The following is a 20,820-nucleotide window of genomic DNA, read 5'->3' on the forward strand; positions in this document are numbered from 1 at the left end:
GCCGCCATCTCCGGCGGAGCCGCAGCCATGCGCGGTGGCGCTGCTGCCGCCGGCGCGGCCTCGGCGGCCTACAGTCTCGGTTCCCTGGGCCAGACCGGCTCTTCTGGTGTGGCTTCCGGCCTCGGAGGTGTTGCACGCGCCGCAGGATCGGCCGCCGTCTCACCGCTGAAACGCGCGGCCACGCGCGCAGCCGAAAGCGTCAAATCCAGCGTCTCCGATGGTGCCAAGGCTGGCTTTGGCGCGACCGGTGGTTCCTCGACCATGGGGACCATCGGCGGCACTGACGATGATGCCGCCGCTGCCCTTGCAAGTCCGCCGCGCGATGGAGCGCCCGACTGGGCAAAACGCATGAAACGAAGCCAGGCGCTCAGCCATGGCGTCTCAGCCGCCGCACACGCCGTCCGTTCCGGCGACAGCCACGGCGGCGGCTCTTCCGTCAATCTCTCCGAAAGTGACCGCTCATGAGCTTCTTCAAACGACCCGCAACCCACTACGGCAAGACGCCGGAACCCGAGACGCCTTACCAAAAGGCCTCACAGGTCTGGGACGACCGCATCGGCTCGGCCCGCGTGCAAGCGAAGAACTGGCGCTATATGGCCTTCGGCAGCCTAATCCTGTCAGCCGGTTTTGCCGCAGCCCTTGTCTGGCAGTCGGCGCGCGGCACGGTCGTCCCCTGGGTGGTGCAGGTCGACGATCTCGGCCAGGCACAGACCGTTGCGCCTGCCTCAGTGGGCTATCGGCCCACCGATCCGCAGATCGCCTGGCATCTGGCACGCTTCATCGAGCAGACACGCTCGATCCCTGCCGACGCCATCATCGTGCGGCAGAACTGGCTTCGCGCTTATGAATGGACGACGGATCGTGGCGCAGCCGCGCTCAACGACTATGCACGCACCAATGACCCGTTCACCAAGGTCGGCCGGCAGCAGATCGCCGTCGAGGTGTCGAGCGTGATCCGGGCCTCGCCGGACAGCTTTCGTGTCGCCTGGACCGAGCGCCACTACGAGAACGGCCAGATCTCCAGCACGCAGCGCTGGACCGCGATCCTGACCGTCGTGATCCAGCCGCCGCGCGACGCCGAACGCCTGCGCGCCAATCCGCTCGGCATCTACGTCAACGCTATCAATTGGTCGCGGGAGATGAGCCAATGAGCCGGTCGACGATCCGCACATCCGCCATTCCGGTTCTCCGTAAACCTGCCTTCGCGGCTTTGCTCCTGTCCGCGACCATGCTGGCAGGCTGCGCTACCTACAAGCCGCCAGAAATCAGCTACGACACCAACGTGCCGCCACTGCCGGCCGTGCCCGTGGCCGTCACCGATGACCGGCCGCGGCCGCTGCATGTCCCACCGGTCTGGACGGTCGCCCGTGGTGGAAATACCGCCGGCACGCCGACCGCACGTGTCGAGAACGCCAATGCCGCCGCCCGCGTTCAGCCGCGTCGCGAGGGCTACTACAACTCCATCCAGATCTATCCCTGGTCGGAAGGCGCGCTCTATCAGGTCTATGCGGCGCCGGGCCAGATCACCAATATCGCATTGGAGCCGGGTGAAAGCTTGACCGGCGCCGGACCAATCGCCGCCGGCGACACGGCCCGCTGGATCATCGGTGACACCGAGAGCGGTTCTGGAACAACCCGTCGCGTCCACATCCTCGTGAAGCCGTCGCGCGCCGACATCACCACCAATCTCGTCGTCACCACGGACCGCCGTGTCTACATGATCGAGCTTCGTTCGGGCGAGAAGCCCTATATGCCGGCCGTCGCCTGGGCCTATCCTCAGCCGCCTGCAGGGCAACGGCAAAGCGTTCCGGCCACACCGGTCATCCCGGTCGCCTCCGCTCGCAACTATCGCTACGGCCTCACCGGCGACACCCCGCCATGGCGTCCGGTTTCCGTCTATGACGACGGACGCCGTGTCTATGTCGAGTTCCCCCGCGGCATCGTGCAGGGCGAGATGCCGCCACTCTTCGTTCTCGGCTCGAACGGCGAAACCCAGATCGTCAATAACCGTATCTATCAGAACGTCCTGATCGTCGATCGCCTGTTCGGCGCGGCCGAGCTGCGCCTCGGCAGCGGTGACCGCCAGCAGGCTGTCAGGATTGTCCGCACCGACGGGAGGCCAGCGTCATGAGCAATCAGGAAAACAATCAAGAGACTGGCGCTCCGCTCACTGGTGCGGCTGTCGATCCCGCATCAACCATGCGGCTGCGCGCCGAGGCGCCCCGCGTTACGCGACTGTCGCGCAAGGTTCTGGCGAGTGTCGGTCTCGTCGCCAGCCTTGGCATCGGAGGCGCGCTGATCTATGCGCTTCAGACCCGCGACGGCGGAACTGGAAACGAAGAACTCTATTCCACCGACAACCGGGCGACGGCCGATGGTCTCGCCGGTCTGCCGCGCGACTACACCGGTCCGGTGCTCGGGCCGGCACTCCCCGGAGATCTGGGCCGACCGATTCTTGACGCCCAGAACCGCGGTCAGCCGGTCGTGCCCCCTGCCATGGCGACGCCCCAGGTCAACGCTGAAGAACAGCGGCGCCTCGCCGAAGAAGAAGCCGCCCGCACAAGCCGGGTCTTCTTCCAGACCGCGCCAGGCTCAGTCGCCCGTACGGGAACGTCCGCCGGCATTGCTAATCCGAATCTCGCCGGCCTCGGTCTTCCCGGCCAGCAAGGCGCTCCCACCGCCCAGGATCGGCAAGCCGCGTTCCTCAACGCCGCAGTCGACCGTCGTACCGTCGCTGCCGATCGCGTCATGGCTCCGGCTTCGCCCTATGTGCTTCAAGCCGGGGCGGTGATCTCTGCCGCCCTCATCACCGGCATCCGCTCCGATCTGCCCGGTCAGATCACCGCTCAGGTGACAGAGCATATCTATGACAGCCCCACCGGCCGCGTTCTCCTCGTGCCCCAGGGCACCCGCATCATCGGTCAATACAGCAACGATGTCGGCTTCGGGCAGCGCCGCGTGCTGCTCGTCTGGAACCGGCTGATCCTCCCCAACGGCCGATCCATCGTGTTGGAGCGTCAGCCGGGCGCCGATACGCAAGGCTACGCGGGGCTCGAAGACGGTGTCGACTATCATTGGTGGGATCTGGCCAAGGCCGCCGGGCTCTCAACGCTGCTCGCGGTCGGCGCCGAGCTCGCCGTCGATGACGAGGACCGCCTTGTTCGCGCCATTCGCGACGGCGCGCAGGACACCATCAATGATGCCGGCCAGCAGATCATCCGCCGCCAGTTGCAGGTCGCACCGACGCTGACGATCCGGCCTGGCTTCCCGGTCCGCGTGATCGTGACGCGAGACTTAGTATTCGAGCCCTACGGAGGTTGACCATGGCGAAGTTGAAACTGGGGCCGCTGTCCGACGACAAGCCTGTGAAGGTCACGGTGGAGTTGCCAGCCGGGCTGGCGCGCGATCTTGCCACTTATGGCAAGCTATTAGCCGACCCGGGCGGTGCTCCCATAGAGCCGGTGCGCCTCATCGTGCCGATGCTGGAGCGCTTCATTGCTACGGATCGGGGCTTTGCAAAAGCTCGCCGGAGTGCGTCGTCTTCCCATTAGCCAGACAGGCCCCGCACTTCTTCGAGAGCATTTTCGCGAGGCTGAGCAGACGCCGGAAAGCGGGATTGTCGTTCTTGGGTGACCACACCGCGCAGAAAGGCAGAACCTCTCCGGCAAGCGGACGATAAACCAGACCGGAGAACTGTGTGGCGATGGTCGCCTCGCTGGTCAGCGTCAGGTGATGGCCTCCGGCCACGATCTGCATCAGGTTGTCGCGATAGACCGCCTGATGGTCGATCGTCGGGGACCGGCCGAGTGCGGACAGGTGTTTGACCAGATAGTCGGCAATCTCAGGCCCGGGCTGCACCTCGCTTACGACAAAACGCTGGCCTTGCAGATCGCTCCAGGCGAGGTCTTGCTTGCCCGCCAGTTCGTGCCGGTCCGACATCGCGACAAAAACCCGTTCGTTCCACAGATGTGCAAGATCGCATCCCTCAGCGATCGGTTGCCCGGTCAGGAATGCCACGTCCAGTCGATGCTGCTGCACGGCCGGTACATGCTCCTCCGGTCCAGCTTCCACATATTCCAATCTAACGGCCGCATGGTGGGCTTTGTAGCTCTCGACCAGTTCAGGTAGAAAACCTGAGGCGAGGGACGAGATCACACCGATCCGAATGACGCCTGCCTGTCCTTGCCCGATGACCCCCGCGTCCTGGACTGCATGACTGGCCAGAGACAGCGCCTTGCGGGCCTGCTGCAAGAACCGCTCACCCGCGAAAGTAAGCGTGACGCCACCCTGTCCCCTGATGAACAGGGCGGCGCCGATCTCGTTTTCCAGGTCCTGAATGCGGCGGCTCACAGCGCCAGGGTCGACTCCAAGCCGACGTGCAGCACGGCGTATACCGCCCAGTTCTGCCGTAGCAACCACATAGCGAAGATGGCGGAGCTCGAAGCCAGGATCATCCGTGTTCGCCATACGTGCTCAAACCGTTCGTAGCTGCCACAGCAGATCCGAAGCCTTCTTGGTCCGATGCCGTTCGATCGGCGGAGGTAACGGAGTTCAGCTGTCGCGCGACAGTCCGGTCTTCATCACGGACGCACCTCATGTTTTGTTGCCAACTTGTGTAGTGAGCACGGCAAGCAGGCATTCTGCGGTGAAGCTCCGCAGGTGTGAAAGTGGCGCAATGCAAATTGCGCACCGCAGATTTGGGATAGCTGACAGCGCAGCGTTCCCCTAACCAGATATTGTTCTCAGGCAAAGCGGCTTGGTGAGAATGGTGCGAGCAGATCTTCATCGACGCCCCCCGTGATGAGACCAGTCACCAATCGTGCGGTCTCCGGACCGGCCGCAAAACCGACGTGACCATGGCCGAAGGCCAGGACAACATCGGCAGAACGTCGACTGCGCCCAATCGCAGGACGGCCGTCTGGTAGAGACGGGCGACGTCCCATCCATGTAGAAAGCTTCCGCTGAGCGCCACTTTTCAATATTGGCAAGGCGTCGGCCACCAGATCATGCAGGACCTCAAAGCGCAGTGGATTCGCGGGTGTCTCAAGGCCGGAAAAATCGACCTGACCGGTAACCTTGGTGGCGTCTTTGAACGTGCGCACAGTGATCTTGTGATCAGTCAAGAAGAGGCGGTTGCGAAGCTTCGGACCTTCGCCCGCAACGACGATATGGTGGCCACGCTCAGCCTCCAGGGGGATATTGTTTCCGACTTTCCTGGCAAGCTGTGCCGACCATGCACCTGCCGAAATTACTGCCTTGTCACACGAAACGGTGCCGTCTGCCGTGTGCACGCCGGCGAGCCGACCGCCATCGAAAGCGAAGTCAAGCGCACTCGACTGCCGGTATTGCACGCCCTGTGAGAAGAGGTACCGGGCAATTTCAGCAACGAATCCACCGGGATCAACACAGTGGCCGCCAGCCACCAAGACCCCGAACCTGTAGCGTTCGGGGACATTGGGTTCTTCGATGCGAAGCTGCTGCTCGTCAAACTCTGTCCAAGTTGCTCCAAATTCGCGACGTAACGCCCAAGGCAAGGCCTCTCGTTCGAAGGCCTGCCGATCCCGATACAGAAACAAAAGGCCGCGTGGCTCGATAAGATGATCCGCGCCGATTTCCCGGGCAACTTGCTGATGCAACTCCGGGCAGCTTCCAACCAGAGAGCTCAAGGCTTTGGATGTCGGCCTTACGCGACGCTCGGTTGCCCCACTCCAGAGAAAGCGGAACAACCATGGCAGCAATCGCGGCAAACGCCGGATGTCGATCGTGAGCGGGCCTTTTGGATCAAGCAACATTTTTGGAACTTGCTTCCAAAGGCCCGGCATGGCACCAGGTGTCACTAGGCTTGGACTAAGCCAGCCTCCATTTCCGAAACTCGATGCACGCATATCACCCGGCTCCGCAGGATCGATGACGGTAACCGAACAGCCGGCCCGGAACAAATAGTAGGCCGACATCATCCCAACGATGCCGGCACCTATTACGGCAACTCTTTGTTCTTTTGCCGGTAATTGTACTTCTGCGGTCAATTTCGACGGTCCTTTCTGGCGTCAGTATCGCGACGCTCGTCTCGAGGCAGGAAGTTTCGATGCCGCATGTTTGGCCAACCTCTCAGAGGGTCACCGCCCCATAGAATGGAGGCTTCCCCCACACGCGAAGGTCGTAGCTTTTCCTCAAGCCAAGCTTGAAATAGGGGTCGCTCTCGATCAAAGCGATAGCCTCGTCCGCACTGGCGACGTCGAAAATCCAGAGCCCGCCAGACGGATGTTCGTCGACACCGGGACGAAGCGCGCCCGCAAGAACGATCCTCGTCTTGTTCGCTTCGAGAAAAGCCAGGTGTTCCCCGCTATGATCCCGACGCACCCAATCAAACCCGACATTGTCCTCAAAGATCGCCACGAAGCGTGTCATCTCGTATCCTTGTTCTGGACAGCGTTGCGCTGTATCGCCCCCAAGGGTGACGACTGCAGGCTAGGCGGCAACGATCACGGCAATCTCGACCAGCGAATTGCCTTGCAACGCCGATTGGACGCAGGACCTCGCCGGTCTGCGATCCGGGGCAAGCCACTTGTTCCAGACCAGATTGAGTTCGTTCACATCGCGGATCACGTCGTGCATCCAGATGGTTGCGGACAGCAGCCGGGTCTTGTCAGTACCGATATCAGCCAGACGCCTATCGATCTCGGCCAATATCTCTGATGCCTGCTCCGTAACCGAGCCATTCTTGTTCGATGATTTGACGCCAGAGACATAGGCGACACCGTTGTACACAACCGCGTCTGAACGATGCAGGAATGCGCCGCTGTCGAAATACTTGGGCTGAGTCTTTTGATCGGTCATTGAATTCTTCTCTTTGTTAGGGACGGCAAGGCGTTTGTCGATTGGCCAGCGCCCGAAAGAGGCACCGGCAAATGGTGTGGCAATGGCTGGTTTGCGAGGCCTCTCAATCGTCGATCGGGTTTCGCCTCACTGCTACGACGGAATTCTCGACCGCAGTGCTGCCGGCAAGGGTCGCGCCAACACAAGGGCCGCCCAATATCCCAACCATCTCGACGTTTTTCGAAGTTGACTGCAAGACAGGTTTTGCAAGCGCGTGAGACATCTGAAAGCAGTGATGCCACAGATGTCTCTTCATCGCGGTAAGCGAGCAGTATTCGGAACGGCGCATGGCAAGAGAAGCTACTGATTGGCGTCCCTCCCCGCTGACTGCTGGCCGGGTGTGGCTTGCAGCTCTGAAGCTCCAATTGCGCGCGGTGGCAACGACCCAAAGATGATGTACTTCCAACGCTTGCTCCTCTAATGGCACTTTGTCGAGTACCAAGTGACTTAGGTTGTGCTCGCTCTCGCTTCTCCCGCAACGTCGCTCGTCAGACATCCGCATCGGTCCCGACCAGATGAACGAGCTTTCACAATGAACGTTGTGGTCGAAATCCGCACTACCACTCGACCGAAACGTATTGTGTCTCAAGGAATTCCAGCATTCCTTCATGCGCCCCTTCGCGACCGATGCCACTCTGCTTCATTCCGCCGAAGGGGGCGGCCGGATCGGATACCAGCCCGCGGTTGAGTCCGATCATCCCGAAGTCAAGTTCCTCGGACAAAGCAAGTCCTCGGCGCAAATCTTTGGTGTAAATGTACGCCACGAGCCCGTACTCGGTATCATTGCAGCGACGTACCAGATCCTCTTCATCGGAGAAGCGGGTAAGTGCGGCGACAGGGCCGAAAATTTCCTCCCGGAAGCACTTTGCGTCTTCAGGAACATCCACGAGCACCGTTGGCGGGTAGAAGAAGCCTGGACCATCCACGGCTTTTCCGCCGGTCAAAGTCCGGGCACCGCGCGAGGTTGCGTCCTCGACAAGTTCGATAACCTTGTTGCGTGTCTGGCCGTTGACCAGCGCGCCCACTTCGACACCTTCGTCGAGCCCGTTGCCAACCTTCAGAGCGGCCATGCGTGCCGCGAGCTTCTCCGCGAACTCGTCGAACAGGATTTCGTGGACATAGAAGCGGTTGGCGGCCGTGCAGGCCTCACCGAGGTTGCGCATCTTGGCCAGGAGGGCGCCCTCGACAGCCGCATCGACGTCGGCATCAGCGAGCACGACGAACGGTGCGTTGCCGCCAAGCTCCATCGCCGGATTGATCACCTGATCCGCGGCAGAATGCAAAAGCTTGCGCCCCACCTCCGTCGAACCGGTGAATGAGACGACGCGAACCCGTGGATCATGGAGCAACGTGTCGACGAGCGGACCGGCACGCCTCGAGGGCACGACGTTGACGACGCCGGCAGGCACTCCCGCGGCCTCCAGAATTGGCATCAGAGAAAGCATGGTCAGTGGGGTCTCGGAGGCGGGCTTGATCACCACCGGGCACCCGGCTGCCAAGGCAGGGGCGATTTTTCGGGTGCCCATAGCAGCGGGGTAGTTCCATGGCGTGACGAGCACGGCAATTCCAGCAGGCTTGTGGTGAACAAGCATGCGGGCTCCGCTTGCCGGGGCTCTCGATACCTCTCCGATGTTGCGGACAGCCTCTTCGGCGTTCCATCGGAAGAACTCGGCCGCGTAGGCAATCTCGGCAAGAGAATCCGGCAAGGCCTTCCCGTTTTCCAAGGTTATCAGCCGAGCGAGTTGCTCCTTCTGCGCCATGATCAGTTCGAAAGCTTTTCGAAGGATCTCGGCGCGCGCTCGCGGTCGGCGTCGTGACCAATCCGCAAAGGCGGCCTGCGCTGCGTCGAGAGCCGCCAGCCCGTCTTCCGGCGTTGCGCTGGAAACATTCGCAATAACATCCAGCGTGGCCGGATTGCCGACTTCAAACGTTGATCGATCCGACGAGTCTTTCCATGCGCCGCCAATGTAGAGTTGCGGTTTGAGTTCGAGATCAGCAAGGTTTTTCATCAGGTGAGATCCGCTTTCGACTGGAATGTTCAAGAAACATGAAGGGCGAGCCGGTTGCCCGCATGCGCCGCTGTGATGATCGCAAGCACGCTTTCGACATCGAGAAGGCGCGGGTTGTTCTTTATGAGCCTTGTGGCGCCCATTGCCTGTTCCGCCGTCCAGGACAGCTTCGTCTCCGGAAGACCAAGCTCCGCCAAGGATTTGGGTATGCCGACTGAGGCAAAAAGTGCCTGGACTGCCTCGATCGCCTGGGACGCGAGTTCTGCGACAGGCGCTCCAACATTCCCGATGCCGAACGCTCTTGCGATCTGGGCCAGTTCTTCCTCACACGCCGGTTGGTTGAAGGCCATCACATAGGGCATGAGTGTCGCTACCCCCACGCCATGCGGCGTGTGGGTCAAGGCACCAACGGGATACTGAATGGCGTGTGCAGCCGCGGTACCGGCAGTGCCGAATGCGAGCCCCGAAAGCAATGAACCCAACATCAGTTGCGACCGGGCCTCTTTGTCCCCACCATCGCGGACTGCCGCATGGAGATTGGACGCGATGCAGGAGATCGCACGCAGGGCGAACTGATCACTGAGAGCGTTCTTGCCGACAAAGACATGGGCATGAGCCAGATCACCGTCCGGCGATCTGCGTAGCGCGGTAAAGGCCTCAATTGCATGTGTGAGTGCGTCCGCACCGACTGTCGCGGTCAGTTGTGGTGGGCAGCTGTATGTGAGTTCCGGGTCGCATATCGCGGTATGCGCGATCAGGTGCGGGCTGGAGACTCCGACTTTCAGTGTCCGTTCAGCGTCGCTGATAACGGCGACTGGCGTTACCTCCGACCCGGTTCCGGCTGTTGTCGGTATGGCGATAAGTGGCAGCACCGGACCCGGCACTTTGAATTCGCCATAGAAGGAACTCAGCTCGCCTCCGTGGCTCAACAGAAGGGCGGTGACTTTCGCAAGGTCAAGACAGCTCCCACCACCAAAACCGATGACGAGATCAGGCTTGAACTCTCTGCCTTGCTTCACACAACGGTCGATGCAATCGCGGGGAACGTCCGGCTGTGTGTCATCAAATGTGGAACTGACAACGCCGACGGCCGCGAGGTCTTGCCTAAGCTCTTGAATCTCAGGTGAATCACCAAGTCGCTTGTCAGTGCAGATCAATGCGCGCCGCCCAAGCCGGCTGGCGGCATGGCCAACGGCCTTGCGCTGACCGGCGCCAAAGAGAATTTCGCGGGGCGCTCTTGTAAGGCCAAACACTGTCATTGAAGGGTCCCCTGATCTCGCTTTTGATGTTGCGCTCCCGCGAGCTCGAGCAACTCGCCCCAGACTTCGTCGGGAAGAGAAATTCCTGCCGTGAGACGTTCCACGCGGCTGGCGCGCGATCGGTCGCCGGGAACGGTCACGGCAGAAAAACCGTCAATCGGGGGGCAGTTGCGAACCGCGTTCAGATAGCGGGAGAGTTCGTCGGCGGTCTCAGTTTCTATGTCAGGCGAAATGACAATGAAAACGTCGCCCTTGTTGCAGACTTTCGTGGAATCAAGAGTTCCCTGCACGCTCTGACCCAGGGCGCTTCCAGCAAGCGCCGACACCAGAAGCTCGAACGCCAGACCGAGGGCATAGCCTTTCGCGTCACCGAAAGGCGCTATCGCTCCGGCCTTGGCCGCTTCCGGGTCGGTGGTCGGTTTGCCGTGCCGGTCAAGTGCCCAATGGCTCGGGATTGCCTGAGCACGGTTTGCATGGTCGTAGATCTTTCCCATGGCAACGAGGCTGGTCGCCATGTCCATCACGAACGGATGCGGCCTTGCAGGAACGCCAATAGCGATAGGGTTTGTCCCGATCATCGCTCGGCGGCCACCCCACGGATGGACCAAGGCTTCGCTTGTGGAAAAGCAGAGGGCTATTTGACCAGCCGCTGCGATGCGTTCGGCATACCACGCCAGCATTCCGATATGATTGCTGTTGTCGACGGCCGCGACAGCAATACCGATCTGCCGCGCTCGCTCCGAGATTTCATCCAAGCCTCGAAGCGCAATCACAGGGCCAAGCCCCCTTTGGCCGTCCACCCTCAAGAAACCAGGGTGCACCCACTGCGACAAACCAACCGCGCTTGGATCGGCGACGCCGTTGCGAATGCGCTCGACGATCCGTGGAAGCCTCAGCAAGCCATGGGAGGCATAGCCGCGAAGCTCAGCCTCCAACAATAGGTCCGCCTGTATCTCGGCATGCGTTTCTGGCGTGCCGTGGAGACGGAGGACCTGTGTCGCCAGATTGCGTGCCTCCTCTGCGGGCACTATCATGTCGTTCCTCCTGCCAGTTGTTTTCTGCTGGGCCCGTCGATGCGATCGAATGCCCGCTAGATGTTGTCATGCGTCGCTGCGCATTGATCGGAGCCGATCAACCGGGATTCGCGCAAGCTGCCGCCACTTTTGAGGATCGGATAAGCGATCGCAGCGATGTGAGCATTGATCCGCTTGAGGTCCCGCAGCATGTCGAGATGCAGGGAACTGGTTTGGACGCTCGCGACCAGACCGTCGCGAAGCCGCGCCATGTGATTGGCCGCCGAGCGCTCTTCGAGATGACGAATGCCGACCTTCGCCTCGACCAACTGGCGCGCAAGCTGGGAGTCACCCGATACGAGGATGCTCTGTGCGAGGCGCAGATTGCTCAGCGTCGTCTGATAGAGTTCCTCGATTTCCGACGCACCTTCGGTGGAGAAGCTCAACTGACCGCGGATCTTCTTCTGAACGAGTTCGCGGAGATTCCGATCGACGATGTCGCCGATATGTTCGAGATTGGTGGCGTAACCGATGATCTCGTCGGAGCGCTGGGCATCTTTTTCATCGAGCGCCGTTCTGTCGAGCCTGGCGAGGTAGAGCTTGACGGCGCTGTTCAGACGATCGACCTCGTCATCCATGACGGCGACACTGGTGCAGCGTGCCGTATCGCTCTTGCGCAATGCCTCGAGGTTGGCCTCGATCATCGCCGCGATGCGGTCTCCGATCCGCAATGTCTCGCGGGCGGCGCCGGCAAGCGCGAGCGCGGGCGTGTCGAGATGTTCGGGATCTAGATATCGCGGACCATCGTCCGGCGTTTCGGCTTCAGGAACGATCCGGCGCATCAGGTTGGAAAGCGGCCGGAGCAGTGGAAGCGCGGCGACGGCAAGGGTGACGTTGAAGATGATGTGGGCGTCGACGATGAGCGTGGCCCCGTGTGAACCGGCATCCGAGAGGAGCTTCGCGATCCAGTCGAGGAACGGCAGGGCGGCAACACATCCGGCCAGCCGGACCAGCAGATTGCCGACTGTGACCCTGAGTGCCACAGCCCCATGGTGAAACGTCGCTGCGACTGGCGGAAATGCACCGCCGAGGTTAGCGCCCAAGACCAGAGCCATGCCGAGCGCTGGAGTGACAGTTCCGCTGGCGGCAAGCGACATCGCCAGAAGCACGATCGCCATGCTGGACGAAGCCGCCATCGCAAGCACTGCAGCCACGGCGACGGCGAGGACGGGCACCGCGTCCAGTGAGGTCATCAGTGCAATCAGCACTTGCGAGTGCCGCATTGGCTCGGTCGCCTGTCCGAGCCAATGGAGTGACAGAAGCATCAGGCCAAGCCCGAGCGGAACACGCGACATGCCCTTGGCGGATTTTGAATGACTGATTCCGAAGGCAACAACCCCTGTGGCAATCAGCAGCGCTGCAAGGAAGTGCAGGTCGAGTGCGAGAAGGCGCGTAACGATGCTGGTACCGACGTTGGCGCCCAACATCACCGCCTGCGCCATCATCGAGCCCAGATAGCCCATGCCGGCGAATGAGGCTGTCATCAAGGCGGTGGCGGTGCTGCTTTGCAGTGCAATCGTCGCGGTCAACCCGATGCCGAAGGCGAGGAACCGATTGCGGGTGCCTGATCCAATCCACTGGCGCAGCCGCGCTCCGAAGGCGCGGAGCACGCCTGTCTTCACCATGCGAAGACCCCACAGGAGCAGTGCGACGGCGCCAATGAGATCAATCATCGACGCCATCCTCGCCACAACCGCTTGCAGCAGTTGAGTCTGGCAGGACGTGCGCTCGAACCGCTTCCTTCCAGAGCCAAAGTTCGTGCGTTGCGGACAGGGCTTCGGCTCTCTGTTCGACATACCGCGTGGCCACTTCGACAAACACGTCGTCGCCGAAAGTCGCACGGAAAGCCGCAATCCGATCAAGGTCGAAACTCAGCGATATCGAGGCCCCGTCTTTGACGACGGAGACACCAAACTCGGGCTGGCCTGAATTGGCGGCGGGCGTGAACGGCATAGGCGCCTACCTATCTCAGGAACCGTTTTTCGGCGGCCTTGACCTGATCCATCTTCTGAAGGCGGAAGATCTCGTCGACGGGCACGATGTCCTTATGGACATTCTGCACGCCGCCGTCGGCGATGATCCGCCGGAAGGCATCCTGCATCGCTGTGGTCGCGGCGCGGATGCCGTAGTTGCCGTAGATGGTCATGCTGATATTGCCGAGCGCGCGGATGCGCGTGGCATCGAGTTCCGGATAGGCGTTCGGTACGATGACCAGCGGGACCTGACCCTTCCACGCCCGCGAGAAGCTCTCGATTTCGGCAGGATCCTTCTTTTTCGAGTGGACCAGAATCATGTCCGCGCCGGCTTCGGCATAGGCTTTGCCACGCGACAGCGCCTCCTCTTCACCCAAACCGGCGATCAGGGCTTCGGTGCGGGCGATCACGATGAAATTCGGGTCGGTTCGCGCCGCAACCGCGGCTTCGATCTTGCCCTGAAACTCCTCGATCCGAAGCAGTTCCTGGCGGCCGTCCGCCGCGAGGCTGGTGACCTTCGGGAAGGTCTTGTCCTCGATCACGACAGCTGCCGTGCCGGCCTTCTCGTATTCACGGATGGCATGAATCACGTTCAAGGCATTGCCGTATCCCGTGTCGATATCGGCGACGATCGGCAGCGACGACTGACCGGCAATGGCGCGGAGCATGTCGAGATGCTGGGTCATCGTGATCAGGCTCATGTCGGCAAGGCCATAAAGAGCGGAAAGTTCGAAGCCGGAGGCCCAGATGCCGTCGAAGCCGGCTTCCTCGGCGAGAATTGCCGAGAGAGGACTGTGGGCGGCCATGATGTGGACCAGACCGTGTTCGGCCATGCGATCACGCAACTGTTTCGCTTTGGTCATGCGGCTTCTCCTTTTGCAAGTGCTTCGCAAGCCGCGATGATCCGATCGCATGCTTCAATCAGTTCTTCTTCGGACGAGGCGTAGGAAATTCGGAAGTAGGGTGACATCAGGAAACCTGAACCGGGAACAACAGCGACGCCAGCTTCCTCGAGCAGAAACATCGCGACGTCTTCGTCCGTTTTGATGATCTGGCCGGCGGGCGTTCGCCTCCCGATCAGACCTTCGCAAGACGCGAAGACGTAGAAGGCGCCATCTGGAGCAGTGCAGCGCACGCCATAGGCTTCGTTGAGTTTCCTGACGACGAGATCCCGGCGGGCCTCATACTGTTTTACGAAACCCCCAAGGTAGGACTGATCGCCGCCGATGGCCTCAACCGCCGCGTATTGGGAGATTGAACTCGTATGCGAGGCGGTTTGCCCCTGGATGGTGTTCATGGCCTTGATGAGGTCCGCTGGACCAGCTCCGTAGCCGAGCCGCCAGCCTGTCATGGCGTTGGCCTTTGAGACGCCATTGACGGTCAATGTCCTGTCGTACACCCACGGCGCCACAGCTGCGATGGTTGCAAATTTGGCATCGCCATAGACGAGCTTTTCATAGATGTCGTCGGCGAGCACCATGACATGCGGATGATTTCTGAGCACCTCGGCCAACGCGCGAAGCTCGTCCGCGGCATAAACCGCGCCAGTTGGGTTGGACGGCGAATTCAACATCAGCCAGCGCGTGCGCGGCCTGATGTGCTCCTCAAGCGCTTCCGGCGTGAGCTTGAAACCATCCTTTTCGCTGCAGGGAACGATGACCGGGGAGCCGCCGGCCAGACGCACCATATCCGGATAGGACACCCAGCAGGGCGCCGGAATTATCACCTCGTCGCCCGGATCGAGTGTTGCAAAGAGGGCGTTGAAGAGGATCTGCTTGGCACCGCAGGCGGTGGTGATCTGATTGGTCGCGTAGTGCAGATTGTTTTCGCACTCGAGCTTCTCCTGAATGACCTTGAGGAGAGAGGGGATACCGGGAACCGGGGTGTACTTCGTCTTGCCGGAACGGATCGCATCGATGCCGGCGTCCTTGACGTTCTCAGGGGTGTCGAAATCGGGTTCTCCGGCGCTCAGTGCGATGACGCTTTTTCCAAGCTCCTTCAACTCGCGCGCTTTGGCGGTCATTGCCTTGGTGGCCGACGGCTTAACAGCGCCGAGCCTTTTCGAGATGACAGTCAATGTAGCCTCCTTGCCCGCGCCAAGTCGGCGCGTTGGTGTCGAGGCAACCTAGGCTGGGGAGACTGGATCGGCCAGCTTATCCATCGCATTTCTGATGGGTTGAAATCGGATTTTTCAATGTGAGCGGCATTACAAAAACAAGCCGGCTGCAGTTCAGACAGAAAGTCTGGCTTGCTTCAATTCAACGATCGACCTTTGGCCTGCGAATTACTCCGCGTTTCCATTCGTGCCATCCATTGCGCCGGCTTTTCGGCACAGTCTGGTGATCCATCGGCAGAAGGCGCGGGCAAGGTCCGGATTGTGGCTTCGGTCGAGGGCGTAGGCGTGATATTGTTTTCCGCTGTTGACGCGCGATCCCGGCAAGATCTCCAGGAGGCCTTGAGCAATCAGATCGGCGACCAGGATCTGGGGCGTTACCAGCAAGCTCTGCCCCGTCGCGACAGCGGGCAGAGCCAGATAGTGGTGATCATATCGCGCCCCCGAGAGGATATCGGTGGTCTTCAGTCCCAGGGCGCGGGTCCAGATTGGAATGATGTCGGGCCTTGACGTGACCGTTATGAGCGGTGTGGTGCGCAAAGAGGCGAGACTGCGCCTCGCGACGAATTTCGGTGTCCCGACACACACAAGCTGCTCGTCATAGATGTCCCACCGGTCGGAGGCTTGCGTCAGTGCCAGGTCGCGTGTCAGCAGGACATCGAAATTGTCGGTGGCCGCAGGGGCAGACAGTGAACTGACGATATCCACGGTAACGCCGCCCATTTCTTTGGAGAAGTTCTGAATGTTGGGGATCAAAAGGGTATAGGAGAAGGTGGATAGCGACGTCCGCACGATAAGACGGTTCGCTTCCTTCCGGTCGCCGCGGCGCATCCGATTGGCGGTAAACAGTATCGTCTCCAACGGTTCGGAGACGGCATCGGCAAACAGGCGACCGAAATCGGTCAGTTGCGTGATGCGGCCGCGGCGCTCGACGAGTTTGGCGCCGAGATACTCCTCCAAGACCGCCAAATGACGGCTCGCAGAACTTTGGGTTATCCCAAGACTCTCGGCCGCGCGCGTAACACTATGTTCACGGGCAATTTGCACGAACGCACGTACTGCGTTCAAAGACAGATCTTCCTTGTCCGACATTTCGCTCATTCCATCAGGTTGATATCGCGAATCGCCCATTTGATATCGAATTATTCGATGCTTGTCATTTACTTGTAGCAAAACTCGCTGAATAGCTACCTACCAACGCCAAAAACTTCTGGCCTGGTAAAGGGCCCTCGAAAAATGAAGGGGAACAAAATGGCGGAAATATCGATACGGAGCATGCGTAAATCCTTTGGTGCGACCTCTGTTCTGAAGGACGTCGCGCTTGAAATCGCTGACGGCGAATTCCTGACGCTGCTTGGTCCCTCGGGCTGCGGGAAATCGACCCTACTGCGCATTCTGGCGGGCCTCGAGGTGCAGACCGGCGGCTCGTTGGCGATCGGCGAACGGGTGGTAGACGGTGTGCGGCCGAAGCGGCGCGACGTCGCAATGGTCTTCCAGTCCTACGCGCTTTATCCGCACATGACGGTGCTGGAAAACATGGCTCTGCCGCTGAGGATGCGGCGGCTGTCGGCCTGGCAGCGGCTCCCGCTGGTAGGCCGCCTGCTACCTGGAACGAAGGTGACGGCTGACCAGATTGACCAGGATGTAAGGCGGACCGCCGATGCGCTGAGCATCGGCCATCTCCTGGATCGGAAACCCGGTCAGCTGTCCGGGGGGCAGCGCCAGCGAGTCGCCGTTGGGCGCGCGATGGTCCGCCAACCTGCCGTCTTCCTAATGGACGAGCCGCTTTCCAATCTCGATGCCAAGCTCCGGGTGCAGATGCGGGCCGAGATCAAGGAACTGCACAAGCGGCTCGGCGTCACCTTCGTCTATGTCACCCACGACCAGTCGGAAGCGATGACGATGTCCGACCGGGTGGCGGTGATGCTCGACGGCGAGCTACTGCAGGTCGCGCCTCCGCAGGAAATCTATGCAGATCCCGATGACCGTCGTGTCGCCGAGTTCATCGGCTCGCCGAAGATCAACATGCTGGAGGCGAAGCTGCGCGAAGACGGGTTTGCGGAAACAGCCGGCACAAGCTTTTCTATCCCTGCCGATCTGGCGCATGGCACGACTTTGGCGCTCGGTATCCGGCCGGAGGCCTTCCATCTGGTCGATAGCCATGGCGAGAACGTCCTAACCGGTTCGGTGCGGCTCACCGAGCACATGGGCTCCGACCTTTATGTCCATCTCGCCGTGCCGGGGAGTGATCATCCGGTCATCGCGCGGCTCCTGGCAGAGCGCGCGCCGCATATCACCTCGGGCCAGACCCTGCATCTCGGCGTCAAGCCGGAACGGCTGCTGCTCTTCGCCGCTGACGGCAGGCGCCTTCGCCCGGACAACCGCCCGAACGGCACGGTGCTGCGCATGAAGGAGCACGCCTGATGAGCATCGCCGCGTCCTCGGCCGAACAGCAGGCCGGCTCCGCATCCGTCACGCCGGCAACCCGCGCGGCGCTCCGTCGCCAGCGGATCTCCGAGACGCTCGCCGCGTGGGCGCTCGCGGGCCCGGCGCTGCTGTTGCTCGTCACCCTGTTCTTCCTGCCAGTCTTCGCCGTCTTTGCGATCGCGCTCACCGACTGGCAGTTCGGCGCCAGTTCGCTCTCGTTCGTCGGGTTCGACAACTTCCGGGAAGTGTTCGCCGACGAGGGCTTCCGCGCCTCGCTCATCAACACCATCCTCTACGCCGTGATCGTCGTGCCGGGCACGATCATGCTCGGCCTCGTGATCGCGCTTTTAATCGAAAGCGGCAAGTCTTGCCGAGCGTTCTACCGCGCCATCCACTTTCTGCCGTTCATGGCGACGCTGACGGCGATGGCGATCGCCTGGGAGGCGCTGCTGCATCCGACCATCGGTCTCGTCAACCAGACGCTTGCCAGCCTCGGTCTGCCGACCGCCAACTGGCTGCGCGACGCGAACACGGTGCTGCCGGTGCTGGCGATGATCGGCATCTGGCAGAACCTCGGCTATGCCATGGTGCTGTTCCTTGCGGGGCTGAAGTCCATCCCGCAGGATCTCTACGATGCCGCCGACATCGATGGCGCCGACCTCTGGCTCGACCGGCTCAGGACTGTGACGCTGCCGATGCTGGGGCCCGTCACCATGTTCGTCTTCATCGTCGTGGCGCTCAGAGCATTCGAGACCTTCGACACCGTGCAGGTTCTGACGCAGGGTGGTCCCGGGCATGCCTCCGAGATGCTGCTCTTCACCCTTTATCGCGAGAGCTTTGAGTACCTGCGCACCGGTTACGGCGCCTCCGTCGCCGTCGTCTTCCTCGCTATCGTCGTCACCCTGACGCTGATCCAGGCGCGCGTCATGGACAAAAGGGTTCACTACCAATGAGCACTCAGCACACACGGCGCTTGGCGTTGCCCTCGGCCATTCTTCGCCATACCGCACTTCTTGCCACCGGCGCGCTGATCCTCATTCCGTTCGTGTGGATGGTATCACTGTCGATCAAGCCGCCGGGCGAGATCTTCCGCGCCTCCTTCAGCTTCTGGCCGGAGCAGTTCTATGGGCTCGAGAACTATACCAGGGCGCTCACCGAAGCACCGCTGCCGCAGTATATGCTGAACGGCGTCATCGTCTGCACCATGATCGTCGTCCTCCAGGTCGCCGTCTGCGCGCCAGCCGCCTACGCGCTTGCCAAGCTCGACTTCCCCGGCCGCAACCTCCTCTTCGCGATGGTCTTGATCGCGCTGCTTCTGCCGCATGAAGTATTGGCTTTGCCGCTGTTCATCCTCGGCTACCAAATCGGCATCCTCAACACCTATGCGGCGCTGATCTTGCCCTATATCGTCTCGCCCTTCGGCATCTTCCTATTCCGGCAGTTCTTCAAGACCATCCCCGACGATGTCATTCATGCAGCCCGCCTCGATGGGCTTTCAGAATTCGCGATTGTCTGGAAGATCATGGTGCCGATGGCGCTGCCGGCGATCATCGCCTTCGGGATCTTCTCCGTCGTTTCCCACTGGAACAGCCTATTCTGGCCGCTAATCGCGGTACGAGACCAAAATTTGATGCCGCCGCCGCTCGGCATCATGGCCTTCAAGAACGAGGAGGCTGGCAACGACTACGGCCCCCTCATGGCGGCAGCTACCATCGTGGTCGCACCCCTCATTGCCGCATTCCTTTCCGCCCAGAGATGGTTCGTCGAAGGACTGACGGGCGGCGCGGTGAAATAAGACTGTAACCCTAAGAGGTATATTATGATGCCCACACGTCGACAGATTATCCTGGGTGCCGCCGCTTCAGCTTTGCCGTTCGGCCATGTCCGCGCTCAGAGCAAAATTAAGCTGCGGGTTGCCGCTCACGCTCCTTACGCTTCGCTGCATCAGGCAGTCGCCAAAGCATTCATGGAGAACAACCCTGGTGTCGAGATCGATCTCGATACTTCGCAAGCCAACTATGACGATCTCGCCCAGATGATCCTGCGGGGGGCAGTCTCGGGATCCCTCCCGGACGTGGCCTTCAATGGAAACAACAGGCTGCGGATTTTTGCTGATCGGGGTCTTGCCGTTCCTGTGGACGACTTGATTGCAGCGGACAAGGCCGCAGGTGTGGATGTGTTGCCCCGGTCGGTCCTTTCCATCGGCACACTCAACGGCAAGAACTACGGCCTCGGGTTTACCGTGTCGGTGCCCGTGGTTTACTACAACGTCGACCTTATTCGAGCGGCCGGGGCGGATCCGAGCAAGCTTCCGACGACATGGGAGGACATCCTGGCGCTTGCTGCCAAGATCAATGATCCTGCAGCCGGCTTACTCGGCTTCTTCTTTAACTACGATCAACTCGATTGGTTCTGGATCGCCTTGATCGAGAGCCAGGGAGGCCGAATGATGAGCGCGGACGAGCGCCGAATTGCGTTCGACGGGCCGGACGGGTTGCGGGCGCTTCAACTGCTGAAGGCCTTTGGGGCAGCGGGCCAAGGCCAGGTCGACATGACACGAAACCAGGCGATGCAAGCGTTCACGGCTGGCAAGATCGGCATATTCGTCCAGTCAAGCTCGGACGTCGGCCTGTACGAAAAACAATCCAATGGACAGGTAACGACTGTCGTTGGCCGTTTCCCGCTGCTCAGCGAAAAAGCCCGTCTGCCGGCCGGCGGCGCGATGAGTATCATGTTCGCAAAGGACCCCTCTACCCGGCAAGCGGCATGGGATTACATGAAGTTTGCATCAGGCCCGATTGGGCAAACCATAGTTGCGACCCAAAGCGGCTATATGGTTGCTAACAGCCAGGTGGCCGAAGATCCCAAGCGGCTGGCTCCCTTCTATGCAAAATCTCCGAATATGAAGCCCGTCATTGAGCAGTTATCCCTGCTGGACGGCTGGTACGCGTACCCCGGCGCGAATGGTGCCAAGATTTCAACGGTCATTCGGGATCGCATGCGGGATGTCGTGCAGCAAAGGCAGTCTCCCTCCGAGGCCTTGGAGTCCATGTCCAAGGAGGTGACGGCCCTGCTGCCGAAAGGCTAGGC

Annotated in this window: 20 protein-coding genes and 1 pseudogene; 9 read left to right on the forward strand and 12 right to left on the reverse strand. The window is 60.9% G+C overall.

Going from position 1 to position 20,820, the window contains the following annotated elements; genetic code table 11:
- From L4923_RS09830 to L4923_RS09850, 5 genes and pseudogenes are all read left to right on the forward strand, one after another.
- Positions 1-465 (forward strand): annotated as a pseudogene (locus L4923_RS09830) (P-type conjugative transfer protein TrbL); the annotation flags it as partial.
- On the forward strand, positions 462-1,151 hold the full coding sequence (gene trbF / locus L4923_RS09835; RefSeq protein WP_239364239.1) for a conjugal transfer protein TrbF: 690 nt from the start codon (positions 462-464) through the stop codon (positions 1,149-1,151). The pseudogene L4923_RS09830 and the gene trbF, both read left to right, overlap by 4 nt.
- Positions 1,148-2,131, forward strand: a complete 984-nt coding sequence (trbG, locus tag L4923_RS09840) for a P-type conjugative transfer protein TrbG (RefSeq protein ID WP_239364241.1) — start codon at positions 1,148-1,150, stop codon at positions 2,129-2,131. Before trbF ends, trbG begins: the two co-directional genes overlap by 4 nt.
- Positions 2,128-3,321 carry a TraB/TrbI/VirB10 family type IV secretion system protein gene (locus tag L4923_RS09845; RefSeq protein WP_239364244.1) on the forward strand — a complete coding sequence of 398 codons (1,194 nt, stop codon included), beginning with the start codon at positions 2,128-2,130 and terminating at the stop codon, positions 3,319-3,321. Before trbG ends, L4923_RS09845 begins: the two co-directional genes overlap by 4 nt.
- Before the next feature lie 2 nt (positions 3,322-3,323).
- Entirely contained in the window at positions 3,324-3,551 is a 228-nt protein-coding gene (locus tag L4923_RS09850; protein ID WP_239364246.1) for a DUF2274 domain-containing protein, read from the forward strand.
- On the opposite strand, the gene L4923_RS09855 is transcribed toward L4923_RS09850, so the two are convergent.
- The 12 genes from L4923_RS09855 to L4923_RS09910 all read right to left on the reverse strand — a co-directional run bounded on the left by L4923_RS09855 (position 3,499) and on the right by L4923_RS09910 (position 16,395).
- On the reverse strand, positions 3,499-4,467 hold the full coding sequence (locus L4923_RS09855; RefSeq protein WP_239364248.1) for a LysR family transcriptional regulator: 969 nt from the start codon (positions 4,465-4,467) through the stop codon (positions 3,499-3,501). The two genes, L4923_RS09850 and L4923_RS09855, sit on opposite strands and share 53 nt — an antisense overlap.
- 275 nt (positions 4,468-4,742) lie before the next feature.
- Positions 4,743-6,026, reverse strand: a complete 1,284-nt coding sequence (locus tag L4923_RS09860) for an NAD(P)/FAD-dependent oxidoreductase (protein WP_239364249.1) — start codon at positions 6,024-6,026, stop codon at positions 4,743-4,745.
- A gap of 82 nt (positions 6,027-6,108) precedes the next feature.
- Positions 6,109-6,408: a YciI family protein gene (locus tag L4923_RS09865; RefSeq protein ID WP_239364252.1), complete on the reverse strand. Its 300-nt coding sequence runs from the start codon at positions 6,406-6,408 to the stop codon at positions 6,109-6,111.
- Positions 6,409-6,468: 60 nt separating this feature from the next.
- The gene (locus L4923_RS09870; protein WP_239364255.1) at positions 6,469-6,837 is read right to left on the reverse strand and encodes a RidA family protein; all 369 of its coding nucleotides are present in this window, start codon (positions 6,835-6,837) and stop codon (positions 6,469-6,471) included.
- A gap of 596 nt (positions 6,838-7,433) precedes the next feature.
- Positions 7,434-8,885 carry an NAD-dependent succinate-semialdehyde dehydrogenase gene (locus tag L4923_RS09875; RefSeq protein ID WP_239364258.1) on the reverse strand — a complete coding sequence of 484 codons (1,452 nt, stop codon included), beginning with the start codon at positions 8,883-8,885 and terminating at the stop codon, positions 7,434-7,436.
- Between the two features lie 29 nt (positions 8,886-8,914).
- Complete coding sequence (locus tag L4923_RS09880) at positions 8,915-10,144, reverse strand: iron-containing alcohol dehydrogenase (RefSeq protein WP_239364260.1); 1,230 nt, start codon at positions 10,142-10,144, stop codon at positions 8,915-8,917.
- The gene (locus L4923_RS09885) at positions 10,141-11,178 is read right to left on the reverse strand and encodes an Ldh family oxidoreductase (protein ID WP_239364262.1); all 1,038 of its coding nucleotides are present in this window, start codon (positions 11,176-11,178) and stop codon (positions 10,141-10,143) included. The genes L4923_RS09880 and L4923_RS09885 overlap by 4 nt, the downstream gene beginning before the upstream one ends.
- A gap of 56 nt (positions 11,179-11,234) precedes the next feature.
- Positions 11,235-12,890 (reverse strand): Na/Pi cotransporter family protein, encoded by a 1,656-nt coding sequence (locus L4923_RS09890; RefSeq protein WP_239364264.1) that lies wholly within the window; start codon positions 12,888-12,890, stop codon positions 11,235-11,237.
- Positions 12,883-13,170 (reverse strand): hypothetical protein, encoded by a 288-nt coding sequence (locus L4923_RS09895; RefSeq protein WP_239364265.1) that lies wholly within the window; start codon positions 13,168-13,170, stop codon positions 12,883-12,885. Before L4923_RS09895 ends, L4923_RS09890 begins: the two co-directional genes overlap by 8 nt.
- Before the next feature lie 10 nt (positions 13,171-13,180).
- A complete protein-coding gene (locus tag L4923_RS09900; protein WP_239364266.1) occupies positions 13,181-14,053 on the reverse strand; it encodes an isocitrate lyase/phosphoenolpyruvate mutase family protein in 873 nt (290 codons plus the stop codon).
- Positions 14,050-15,267, reverse strand: coding sequence for a pyridoxal phosphate-dependent aminotransferase (locus L4923_RS09905; protein WP_425530927.1), 1,218 nt, complete (start codon positions 15,265-15,267; stop codon positions 14,050-14,052). The genes L4923_RS09900 and L4923_RS09905 overlap by 4 nt, the downstream gene beginning before the upstream one ends.
- A 207-nt stretch (positions 15,268-15,474) precedes the next feature.
- Entirely contained in the window at positions 15,475-16,395 is a 921-nt protein-coding gene (locus L4923_RS09910) for a LysR family transcriptional regulator (RefSeq protein ID WP_239364267.1), read from the reverse strand.
- A gap of 159 nt (positions 16,396-16,554) precedes the next feature.
- On the opposite strand from L4923_RS09910, the gene L4923_RS09915 reads away from it, so the two are divergent.
- The 4 genes from L4923_RS09915 to L4923_RS09930 are packed head-to-tail and all read left to right on the forward strand — an operon-like array spanning position 16,555 to position 20,818.
- On the forward strand, positions 16,555-17,727 hold the full coding sequence (locus tag L4923_RS09915) for an ABC transporter ATP-binding protein (RefSeq protein ID WP_239364268.1): 1,173 nt from the start codon (positions 16,555-16,557) through the stop codon (positions 17,725-17,727).
- The gene (locus L4923_RS09920) at positions 17,727-18,683 is read left to right on the forward strand and encodes a carbohydrate ABC transporter permease (RefSeq protein ID WP_239364269.1); all 957 of its coding nucleotides are present in this window, start codon (positions 17,727-17,729) and stop codon (positions 18,681-18,683) included. The genes L4923_RS09915 and L4923_RS09920 overlap by 1 nt, the downstream gene beginning before the upstream one ends.
- Entirely contained in the window at positions 18,680-19,525 is an 846-nt protein-coding gene (locus L4923_RS09925) for a carbohydrate ABC transporter permease (protein ID WP_239364270.1), read from the forward strand. Before L4923_RS09920 ends, L4923_RS09925 begins: the two co-directional genes overlap by 4 nt.
- Positions 19,526-19,549: 24 nt before the next feature.
- A complete protein-coding gene (locus L4923_RS09930; protein WP_239364271.1) occupies positions 19,550-20,818 on the forward strand; it encodes an ABC transporter substrate-binding protein in 1,269 nt (422 codons plus the stop codon).
- The last annotated feature ends 2 nt before the right edge of the window (positions 20,819-20,820 follow it).

Origin of the sequence: Terribium retamae, assembly GCF_022347545.1 — a bacterium.
In the GTDB taxonomy this organism is placed as follows: domain Bacteria; phylum Pseudomonadota; class Alphaproteobacteria; order Rhizobiales; family Rhizobiaceae; genus Mesorhizobium; species Mesorhizobium retamae.